Consider the following 10,218-nt stretch of genomic DNA (forward strand, 5'->3'; position numbering starts at 1 on the left):
CGAGGGGGTGGCCGAGGGTGACCCGGCGCTGCGGCCGGGCCGGCGGATCGACCTCGGCGGGGTGCCCGACCCGGTCTCCGGCGCGTACGTGCTGACCGAGGTGGTGCACACGGTGGACGGCAACGGGCACCTGACCCACTTCTCCACGGTGCCGCCGCGCACCGCCGCCCCGCCGACCGGCGGCGTGGTGGTCACCCTCGGCACCGTCACCGACGTCGCCGACCCGGACGGGCTGGGCCGGGTGCGGCTGACCCTGCCGGCGTACGGGGACCTGGACGCCGGTTGGCTCGCCGTGCTCTGCCCCGGCGCGGGGCGGGGCAAGGGTCTGGTGGCGCTCCCCGACCCGGACGACACCGTGCTGGTGGTGCTGCCCGGTGGCGAGCCGGCCGCGGGCATCGTGCTCGGTTCGCTGTTCGGGGCCGTCGAGCCGTACGACGCGGGCATCGACGACGGGAAGGCCCGCCGCTGGACGATGCGCACCGCCGGCGGCAGTCCATAGTCGTCGACGACGTCCGGCGCAGCCTGCGGCTGGCCACCGAGGGTGGCAGTTTCCTGGAGCTGACCCCCGACCTGGCCACCCTGCACGCGGCGTCGGACCTGGTGCTCTCCGCGCCCGGCCGGGCCATGGTGGTGCGCGCCCGCAGCGTGGACTTCCTGCACGCCGAGTCGACCGAAGACCCGAACACCGCGGCGGAGCAGGCCCGTTAGCTCGCCCGCGCCCACCACCAAGGAGGCGGCTGATGCGCTGGATCCACCGTGACTCCGTGATCACCTGCGATCACGACGGCCGGGTCGAGAACCGACCCGCGCAGCAGTGGGTGACCGTCACCGGCGTGCCGGTGCTCGTCGACGACGACCCGGAGGGCCGCAGGATCGTCGCCTGTCCGAACTACGGCCCGACCATCAAGCCGTGCACCAAGACCCTGACCGTCCGGGTCGGCTACAGCGACTGGGTCCGGGTCGACGGGCACCGGGTGGTGCTGTCGCATCTGGAGGGGTTCACCAACGGCACACCGCCGGGCCTGGTCAAGCACCTGGTGCGCGACCCCGGGCAGGGGTTCCTGGGGGCGGACCGATGAGGGCGTTCCGCTTCGTCGGCGCCGGCTTCGACGCCGGTCGTACCGGCGGGTTGGCGCTCACCGCGGCCGGCGGCCTGGCCATGACCGAGGGCGACGAGAGCGTACGCCAGGCGCTGTTCCTGCTCCTGTCGACCACGCCGGGCGAGCGGCTGATGCGACCCGGGTACGGCTCCCGACTGCACCGGCTGGTCTTCGCGCCCAACGACGACACCACCGCCGGCCTGGCCATCCACTACGTCCGGCAGGCCATCGCCCGCTGGGAGCCCCGGGTCGAGGTGATCGACGTGGACGCCGGGCCGGACCCGGACGACGCGTGGCGGCTGGTGATCCGGCTGGACTACCGGGTGCGGGCCAGCCTGACCCCCGGGCAGCTGGTCTTCTCCGTCGACCTGCTCCCCGCCGACGAGCCCGCCCAGGAAGGACAGTCATGACCCTGCCCGTGCCGCACCTGGACGACCGCGGCTTTCTCGACCTGGTCACCGAGGCCCGGGACCGGATCCGGCAGTCCTGCCCGGCGTGGACCGACCTGTCGGCGCACGACCCCGGCATCGCGCTGGTGGAGACGTTCGCGCACCTGACCGAGGTGATGATCTACCGGCTGAACCAGTTGCCGGAGAAGGCGTACGTGTCGTTTCTGAACCTGCTCGGGGCCACCCGGCACGCACCCACCGCCGCCTGGGCGGACGTCCGGTTCACCCGCACCGGCACCGACCGGGTCGCGATCCGGATCCCGGCCGGGCTGCGGGTCGCGGCGGCCCGGGGGGCGGACCCCCGGCCGGTCGTCTTCGTCACCACCGAGCCGGCGTCGCTGCCGGCCGGCGAGACGTCGGTGACGGTACGCATGCACCACTGCGAACCGGTCGAGGCGGAGCTGCTCGGCGTCGGCACCGGCCAGCCGGGGCAGGTGCTGCGGGCGGCCCACGCGCCGCTGGCGCACACCGCCGAGGCGCTGGACCTGCTGCTCGGGGTGGAGGTGCCGGCCGGCACCGTCGAGCTGGGCGCGGCGGCCCGCGAGCACGACGGCCGCACGTTCGAGATCTGGCAGCCGGTGGAGAGCTTCGCCGGGCTCGGCCCGCAGGCCAAGGCGTACCTGGTCGACCGCTGCTCGGGCACCGTCACCTTCGCCCCGGCCCTGGACCTGCGACCGCCCGCCGGGGCGGCCCGGGACGGCGAGCCCGCGCCGGTGACGGTGGCGGCCGTGCCGCCACCCGGGCGGCAGATCCGGCTCTGGTACCGATCCGGCGGCGGGCCCACCGGCAACGTGGCGGCGGGCGCCCTGACCAGCCTGCGCGACCCGCTGTCCGGGGTCCGCGTCGACAACCCCGCCCCGGCGGCCGGCGGTCGGGGGATGGAGGCGCTGGAGTCGGTGCTGCTGCGCGGCCCGTACGAGTTCTTCGCCCAGCAGCGGGCGGTCACCGCCCGCGACTTCGAGGTCCTCGCGACCAGCTCCGGGGCGGTGGCGCGGGCCCGCGCGTTCACCCGTGCGGCGGTGTACAGCTTCGCCCGTCCGGGCGAGGTCGAGGTGGTGCTGGTGCCGTACGTGCCGGAGTCGGCCCGTCCGGGCGGTCGGCTGCCGGTGGCGGTGCTGCGCGAGCACGAGGTGCCCGAGGCGAGGCGGCGGGTCGAGGCGGACCTGGAGGAGCGCCGGATGGTCGGCATCCGGTCGCGGGCCACCTGGGCCCGGTTCAAGGCGGTGTCGGTACGGGCCCGGGTGGTGGTCCGGCGCGAGGAGGACGTGGACGCGGTCCGGCGTCGGATCCACGACCGGCTGCACCAGACGCTGAGCCCGCTGCCCACCGCGCTCAACCCGACCGGCTGGCCGTTCGGCGAGCCGCTGCGGGCGTCCAACGTGTACCGGCTGTTGGAGCACGCCGAGCCGGGGGTGCGCTACGTCGAGTCGGTGCGGTTCGTGGTCGACGAGGCCCCCGACGCCGACGTCCGGGCGCTCGCCGTCGACCAGTACCAGCCGCGCACCTGGTACGCCGGGCGCGGCCCGGTGGTGTTCCGGTCCAGCAACGGCGGCGCGGGTTGGGAGCCGGCCGGCCGCTTCGATGACGAGACGGTGCTGCGGGTGGCGCCCGCGCCCGCGTCGGTGCGGCCCGGCATCGTGGCGCGTCCCGGCTCGGTGGCCGTGGTCACGCTGCGCGCCTCGGGGGGTTCCCGGGTGCACCTGAGCACCGACCTGGGCGAGACGTGGTCCCTGCTCACCGACCTGGATTCGCGGATCTCCGACGTGGCCTGGCTGGACCGCGACGGCGCGGGCGCGTTGCTGGTGGCCACCGACACCGGCCTGTACGAGGTGTCGCTGCTGGCCGGGGCGGTGCCGTTGCAGATCCTGGTCGACCCGTCCGACGCCGACCGGGGCTTCTACGCGGTACGCGCGTTCGTCAACGAGCGTGGCGCGCCGGGCGTGGCGGTGGCCGCGCAGGCCGGCTTCGGGGTGTACCTGTCGACCGCCGGTGGCCGACCCGGCAGTTTCACCCACATCGGTCTCGCCAACGTCGACAACCGGGTCCTCGCCGTGCAGTACGACGGCCCGGCCACCCTGCTGTGGAGCGGCGCCGGCGAACCGGACCCGAAGAAGCCCGGCCAGGGCTGCCACCGCACCCGACTGTTCGAGTCCGACGTGAAGTGGCAGTCGGTGCAGGCCGGGTGGATCGGCGGCACCTGCCGGGGGCTGGCGTTCTCCGGCCAGCAGGCGCTGGCGGCCACCCAGAGCGGCGGGGTGCTGCGGCTGGACACCCTGGCCGCCCAGCCGCAGTGGCAACCGGTCTCGGTCAACTGCGGGTTGCCGCTGCGGGACCGGACCCGGTTCGTGCCTGTCGACGCCATCGCGGTCAGCGCCCCGGCGGCCGGGAGCGGGGGCGCGACCGGCTCCGGCGCGGTGCAGCGGCTGATCCTGGCCGGCGGCGAGCGCGGTGTGCACCGCAGCGCCGACGCCGTGGACTGGACGCCCAGCGCCAACCAGGCCACCGCCGACGTGGTGACCGTCCCGGACACCTGGCTGCTCTGCTCCGGCGAGCACGACATCGAGGTGGTGCGCCAGGATGCGGCGTTCGGCGATTGAACGGCTGCTGCCCGCCGCCTACCAGCGGGCCTGCGTCCCGGGCAGCGTGCTCTGGGCGCTACTGGACGTGATGGAGGGGCTGCACGCCCCCGACGAGGCGGTTCTCGCCGAGGTGGACGCCCTGTTCGACCCGTACCGGGCACCGGACGGGTTGGTGGTGCGGCTGACCGGCTGGGTGGCGATGGACCACGTGGTGGCCTCGCCCCGGCCGGACGCCCCACTGCCACTGCCGGTGGGTCGGCTGCGCGACCTGGTCGCCAACGCCGCGCTGCTGGCCCGTTGGCGCGGCACCCCGTACGGGATGCGAAGAGCACTCGAACTGGCCACCGGGTTGACCGGCTTCGCGATCGACGAGCCGGCCGAGCAGCCCTTTCACGTCGTGGTGCGGGTGCCGGTCGCCGCCGCCGACCAGCTCGCCGTGATCACCCGCATCGTCGAGGCGGAGAAACCCGCCTCGACCACCGTCGAGATCGTCCTGGAAGAGGAGTCGTCATGACCACCGAGTGGGCGGTCGTCGCCGCCGCCGAGCAGTTCACAGTCGACCCGCGCAACAGCGGCGAGTTGACCTTCACCGTCTCCAACCCGGGCAACGCGCCGGACACCGTGGTGTTCGACGTCGCGCCGGGCGACGGCTCCCAGCGGGCGTGGTTCACCGTCGCCGAGCCCCAGCGGGTGGTTCCCGGCCAGGGCTCGGTGTCGTTCCTGGTCAAGCTCACCGTGCCGGCGGGCACGGCGGCCCGGCGCTACGACATGACCGGGTTCGCGTACTCGGCGAACACCGCGCCGGAGGAGAGCTCCCGCTCCAGCGGCCGGGTCACCTACGAGGTGCGGGCGGTCGCGCGCCGCGGCGTACCCCGTGGCCCTGGATCGCCGCCGCGGCGGCGTTGGTGCTGGTGGTGGTGGCCGTGGGGGTCGTCCTGCTGACCCGCGACTCCGGCCCGGCCGAGCCGCGGGTGGTCACCGTCGAGGCGGAGAGCCTGGTCGACGGCGCGACGGTGGAGTCGCCGAAGAAGAGCAAGGCGACGGTGGAGGTCCAGCCGAACTGCTGTGCGGTGACCTGGTCCGGGGACAACCAGCTGTTCTTCCAGGGGTTGGCGATCGGCGACCGGGTCATGATGACGGTGCAGATTCCGGCCGACGGCACCTGGCGCTTCGCCGCGGTGCGCACCACCGCCCCTGACTACGCCAACACCGTTTTCACCATCGACGGCACCCAGGTCGGCGGCACGTTCCTCGGCTTCACCCCCGAGGTGCGCAGGACGGAGTTGCTGGACGTCGGCACGGTCCGGCTGACCAGGGGCGCACACCAGGTCACGCTGCTGGTGGTCGGCAAGACGCAGGGCACCATCGGCTACTTCGCCGGCGTGGACCTGCTCCGGTTCAGCGAGGTCGGGTCACCGGCCGCCGCGCGATGAGTGGGCGACAGAAGGCACTGCTGGGCGTGCTCGCCGTCCTGCTGGTGGCGTTGTTCGTGGTCGCCGTCGGCGTCGGCCGCGGCGACCAGGGTGATCCGGCAGGCCGGCACCGACTGGTGGACCGGTTGGCCGCGCTGGGCGGCGAACGCGCCGCGGTGGACCCGGCCACGGTCAGCGCCGACTGCGTCGAGGAGCCCGGTCGGCTGGTCTTCACCGGCAGTTGCGTGCTGCGGGTGGCCGACCCCGGTGCGCTGCGCACCCTGGCGCTGCGCAGCGCGGCGCGGTTCACCGTCACCGCGCCGGCACCCGGCGACGCCGACCTGACCATCCGGGACGAGGTGGAGCCGGCGTCGGACGGCAGCGGCGCGGTGGCGAAGGTCGCCGTCGACCGGGCCACCGAGGTGCGCCTGACCTGCCCGGGTCTGGGCGGCTGCACGGTCACCGTCGCGCCGTCCTGACCCGACCGACAACTCAGTGGAGGGTGCCGCCGTGGGCGACCTGCGTAAGCCGTTCCTGCTGCTGGCCATGCTGGCCATCGTCCTGGCGATCGGGGTGGAGCTGGGTGCTGGGCTGCTGCTCGGCGGCGCCGACGCCGGTGCGGCGCTGGCGGACAGCGCCGGCGCGCTGGACGTGGAGATCGGCGATGTGTCAGGGGTCAGCGAGCCGTCCGGCCGGGGCACCGGCTACCTGGCGTTGATCGACGCGGTGGCGGTCTGGAGCACCGGGCTGTTCTGCCTGGGTCTACTGCTGCCCGAACGCGTGCAGGGCCGGGTGCAGGGCGTCGCCAGCCTGATCTTCTCGATCGTTCTGATCATCGTCGGGCTGGTCGCGCTGGTGATCGCGTTCGTGGAGTTGTCCATCATGGTGTCGCTGTTCCTGGCCGTCCCGTTCGGCACGCTGGCGTACCTGGCGCTGTGGGGGTTCTTCCCGGTCGGCGAGGCGGCGGTGCTGCTCGGGCTGGTGCTGCTGCTCAAGCTGGTGTGGGCCGGGCTGCTGGTGCTGGCCCAGCCGCGCTTCCTGCAGAACAAGGGCCTCGTCCTGCTGATCCTCACCACCCTGCTCTGCACTGTCGTGCTGGAGTTCCTGCACAACCTGGTGCCGGTGATCCTGGTCAGCATCGTCGACGACGTGGCGGCGCTGGTCTTCGCGATCATCGCGATCATCTGGGGGTTGGTGCTGCTGATCGGCTCCATCCCGGCGATCGTCAAGGCCATCCGAGTCACCGCCGCCCTCCCGACCCGCACCACCACCACCCACCCCTCACCCCGTTGATCATGAAGTTATTGCACTCCGATCGGCGGGTCACGGCAACAACTTCATGATCGACGCGAGCGAGAGCGGGCGACACCGGTGGGCCGCACGCCCACGTCGACGTTTGCGGTATCGGCAGCGCCCGGCTGGATTGTCTGTGACCCTGACGGCGTGGACAGGACGCCGGGGCGCGACGCCGTCGAGCTGCGCGTACACGGCATCTCCGGGGTCACCGCCGAACGGATCCTCGACCACCCGATCGTGGTCCGGGTCGCCGGGGACGCGCACGCCGGCTTCTTCCGGCCGCGGCCGGGCAGCGGCACCGCCGGCGGGGCCACCGACGGAGTCGCTGTCGAGGCGTACCGCTGGGGTTCGTTGACCGCCGGCGCGGCGGTCCGGACGGCCTCGATGTTGCTGCTGCTGCCCTTCATGCTGAGCAACCTGGCGATCTGGCTCCGCCCGCCGGGGCGCGACCGGTGGGGGCTGCTCGGCGCGCTGTGCCGGTTGCTCGCCGGCACCCTCACGGCCACGTTCATGCTGGCGGCGGTGGGCGTCACGGTGGACCTGGTCGGCTGGCAGTGCGTGCCGTACCCCGGGTGCCGGGCCAGCCGCCCCTACCTGGCCTGGCTGCACACCCTCCCCACCGGGCCCCGACTGGCCCTGCTGTCGATCGTTCCGCTGCTGGCGCTGCGGGTCGTCTGGGCCATCGGCACCCGCTCGGCGCGGGCCTTCGAGGGGTTCGGCCCGTCGTCGGCGCCGCGCCGTCCGGCGGCCGGACCGAGAGTCTCACCGACGCCGACTTCTGGCAGGACGAGCAGACCACCGGTTGGCTGCGCCAGCTGCACGTGGTGCTCGGCGTCGGGACGCTGAACGTCGCCCTGCTCGCCGGCATCTCACCGGGTGGGGTGGGCGCGCCCGGTCACGGCGTGCTGTTCGGGATCGCCGTCGGGCTGCTCGTGGTCGAGGTGGTCCTGCTCGCCCTGCCCGTGCCGGACAGCCCGGCGAGGGCCCGACGGCTCCTGCGCCCACTCTGGGCGGTCACCGTGGTGGTGACCGGGTGCTGCCTCGGCACGGCCACGCTCGCGGACCCGGCACCGGTCGGTTTGGGCAAACTGCCCGGATACGAGGGCGCCGCCGCCGGGGTGGTCGCCACCCAGGGCGTCCTGCTGGTCGTGCTCACCGTCGTCACGTACACCCGGCAGCGCGCCGCCCGCGTCGACGAGCGCCCCATCCTGCGCGGGCTCGGCACCCCGATCATGGCGGCGGCGGCGGTGAGCGTCGGCGCCGCCTTCACCGCGACCCTGGTCTACCGCGTCGCGGACGCCCTCGACCACGGCGACATCCCCGATCCGATCCGACCCAACCCGCCGGTCGTCGGCCCGCTGGAACCGCCGGTGGCCTACTGGTGGGCGGCCCTCGCCGGGCTCGCCGCGCTGCTGATCGGCGCGGCGGTGACCTCGGCCACCCTCCTGCTGACCCGCCGACGGCGACGGCGACTGGCGGCGCGGATCACCGAACGGGACTACCCGGACGTGCCGGTGCGGGACGCGCACCGGCTGCGCCTGGTCCGGGAGACCATCGCCCGGTCCCGGATCACCGAGGAGCTGGGTCCGGTGCTGATCGCCTTCCTGCTGATCGCGTCGCTCGGGTTGGCCACCGTCGCCTTCGACGTGATCGGGATCGGTCCCACCCAGCTCGCAGCCCGGCTGGGCGGGCACGGGGGTGCCTTCGCCGTGCTCGCCGCCTACGTCACCGACGCCGGGGTCTGGGTGATCAGCCTGCTGGTGATCTGCCTCCTGATCCTCGGTTTCCGGGCGTACCGGTCGGCGCAGACCCGACGGGTGGTGGCGGTGCTGTGGGACCTCGGCACGTTCTGGCCGCGAACGGTCCACCCGTTCGCGCCGCCCTGCTACGCCGCCCGCGCTGTCCCGGAGCTGGCAAAACGGGTCACCGGGCTCACCGCGCGGGGGCCGGTGGTCATCTCCGGGCACAGCCACGGCTCGGTGCTCGCCGCCGCCACCATCCTGCAACTACCGCCGTCCGTGCTGGCCCGGGTGTCGCTGTTGACCTACGGCTCACCGCTGCGACGCACCTACGCGCGGCTCTACCCGGCGTACCTCGGGCCGGGCACGCTACGCGAGCTGGGCGGGCGGATCGACTGGCGGTGGCGCAACCTGTGGCGCGACACCGACCCGATCGGCGGGCCGATCTTCCCTGCCGGCCCGGACGGCCCACCGCCCGGCGTCGACGTCGACGCTCGACTGCGTGACCCCCGCGGCCTGACCATCGGCGCGGCGGACACCGTGCCCCCGCCGATCGAGGGACACTGGCCGTACCACACCCAGGCCGCCTACCAGCTGGCCGTCCGCGAGCTGACCGACCGCTCCCGCTGACCGGGGCCGCCCAGCACGGTCACCGCACCGCCGCGACCAAAGCCTCGACCCGGTCCCGGTCGAGCGTCCCGTCGGCCACCCACACCCGGTACCGGCCGTGCCGGCTCCCACCGCCGGCACCACCGCCGGCCGGTCGAAGGCGAACGCCACACAGACCCCCGGATACATCCCGGTCCGCACGAACCACCTGTCGTTCCGGCCGAGGCCCGCGAAGACCAGGGTGTACGCCCCGCCGCCCGACCGGACGCCGGTCAGCGCGAGCCACGGCGCGGCGCTGCCGTTGACCGTCTCCTCCCCGGCCGCGTCGGCGGTGAACACCGCCGGTTCGCCGTCGGCGGCGGCCCGCCAGAAGAACCCGCCGTAGCCGGCCCCGCCCGGGCGGCCGTTGGTGGCCGGGCTGCCCAGCCGCACCGCCCGGTCGTCCGGGGCGACGAGGACGGACTCCACGTCGAGCCGCCAGGCGTCCGCCCCGACCACCGACGCGGCGAGCCATCTCCGCTCGGTCAGCAGCACCCCGCCGGCCCGGTCGCGCCACTGGAGGTCGTGTGCGTACCGGCCCGGGGACCGTTCGACCTCACCGGTGTGCGCGATGACGCCGTGGTCGTCACGCCAGGTGTAGCCGGCGTCGCGGACGTAGGTGCGCCCGCCCCAGAGGTTGCTGCCGTCGACGTCCTGCACCGCGAGGGACGCGCCGAGGTGCCACACGTGGTCGGCGGGGAGCGCGTCGGTGACCACCGTTCCGCCGAGGGTGCGTACCGGGTGCAGGTACGGCCGGGGTCCGTGCCGCGGCTCCAGCGCCGGGTCGAGCACGTACTCGGCCACCTCCGTGACCCCGGCCGTCAACCGCACCGGCTCCGCACTCACGGCAGCCCCCGGCGGCCGGCGACGGCGGCCGGAACCGGCCGGCGGGCGGTGACGGCGTGCAGGGCGGCCACTGTGTACCCGGCGAGAATCGGCACCGCGACCGGGGTGACCAGGACGGCGAGCAGCCCGGCCAGCGCGACCACCCCGGT

Annotated in this window: 11 protein-coding genes; 10 read left to right on the plus strand and 1 reads right to left on the minus strand. The window is 74.3% G+C overall.

The window, feature by feature from the left end; all coding sequences use genetic code 11:
* From JM949_RS29395 to JM949_RS37955, 10 genes are all read left to right on the plus strand, one after another.
* Window positions 1–499 (plus strand): phage baseplate assembly protein V (locus JM949_RS29395; protein ID WP_238434102.1); only part of this gene is annotated, 499 nt, incomplete at its 5' end.
* A gap of 241 nt (window positions 500–740) precedes the next feature.
* The gene (locus JM949_RS29400) at window positions 741–1,079 is read left to right on the plus strand and encodes a hypothetical protein (protein ID WP_203151409.1); all 339 of its coding nucleotides are present in this window, start codon (window positions 741–743) and stop codon (window positions 1,077–1,079) included.
* Window positions 1,076–1,510 carry a GPW/gp25 family protein gene (locus tag JM949_RS29405; RefSeq protein WP_203151410.1) on the plus strand — a complete coding sequence of 145 codons (435 nt, stop codon included), beginning with the start codon at window positions 1,076–1,078 and terminating at the stop codon, window positions 1,508–1,510. The genes JM949_RS29400 and JM949_RS29405 overlap by 4 nt, the downstream gene beginning before the upstream one ends.
* Window positions 1,507–4,146, plus strand: coding sequence for a putative baseplate assembly protein (locus tag JM949_RS29410; RefSeq protein ID WP_203151411.1), 2,640 nt, complete (start codon window positions 1,507–1,509; stop codon window positions 4,144–4,146). Before JM949_RS29405 ends, JM949_RS29410 begins: the two co-directional genes overlap by 4 nt.
* Complete coding sequence (locus JM949_RS29415; protein WP_203151412.1) at window positions 4,127–4,642, plus strand: phage tail protein; 516 nt, start codon at window positions 4,127–4,129, stop codon at window positions 4,640–4,642. The genes JM949_RS29410 and JM949_RS29415 overlap by 20 nt, the downstream gene beginning before the upstream one ends.
* Window positions 4,639–5,070, plus strand: a complete 432-nt coding sequence (locus JM949_RS37945) for a hypothetical protein (protein WP_238434103.1) — start codon at window positions 4,639–4,641, stop codon at window positions 5,068–5,070. The genes JM949_RS29415 and JM949_RS37945 overlap by 4 nt, the downstream gene beginning before the upstream one ends.
* Window positions 5,052–5,561, plus strand: coding sequence for a hypothetical protein (locus JM949_RS37950; RefSeq protein ID WP_238434104.1), 510 nt, complete (start codon window positions 5,052–5,054; stop codon window positions 5,559–5,561). Before JM949_RS37945 ends, JM949_RS37950 begins: the two co-directional genes overlap by 19 nt.
* The gene (locus JM949_RS29425; RefSeq protein ID WP_203151413.1) at window positions 5,558–6,019 is read left to right on the plus strand and encodes a hypothetical protein; all 462 of its coding nucleotides are present in this window, start codon (window positions 5,558–5,560) and stop codon (window positions 6,017–6,019) included. The genes JM949_RS37950 and JM949_RS29425 overlap by 4 nt, the downstream gene beginning before the upstream one ends.
* A gap of 31 nt (window positions 6,020–6,050) precedes the next feature.
* Complete coding sequence (locus tag JM949_RS29430; protein ID WP_203151414.1) at window positions 6,051–6,833, plus strand: hypothetical protein; 783 nt, start codon at window positions 6,051–6,053, stop codon at window positions 6,831–6,833.
* 150 nt (window positions 6,834–6,983) lie between these two features.
* Window positions 6,984–7,682, plus strand: a complete 699-nt coding sequence (locus JM949_RS37955; protein ID WP_238434105.1) for a hypothetical protein — start codon at window positions 6,984–6,986, stop codon at window positions 7,680–7,682.
* A gap of 1,262 nt (window positions 7,683–8,944) precedes the next feature.
* On the opposite strand, the gene JM949_RS29440 is transcribed toward JM949_RS37955, so the two are convergent.
* On the minus strand, window positions 8,945–10,069 hold the full coding sequence (locus tag JM949_RS29440; RefSeq protein WP_309232379.1) for a DUF6807 domain-containing protein: 1,125 nt from the start codon (window positions 10,067–10,069) through the stop codon (window positions 8,945–8,947).
* Window positions 10,070–10,218 lie beyond the last annotated feature (149 nt).

The organism is Micromonospora tarensis (genome assembly GCF_016803395.1).
GTDB classification, from domain to species: domain Bacteria; phylum Actinomycetota; class Actinomycetes; order Mycobacteriales; family Micromonosporaceae; genus Micromonospora; species Micromonospora tarensis.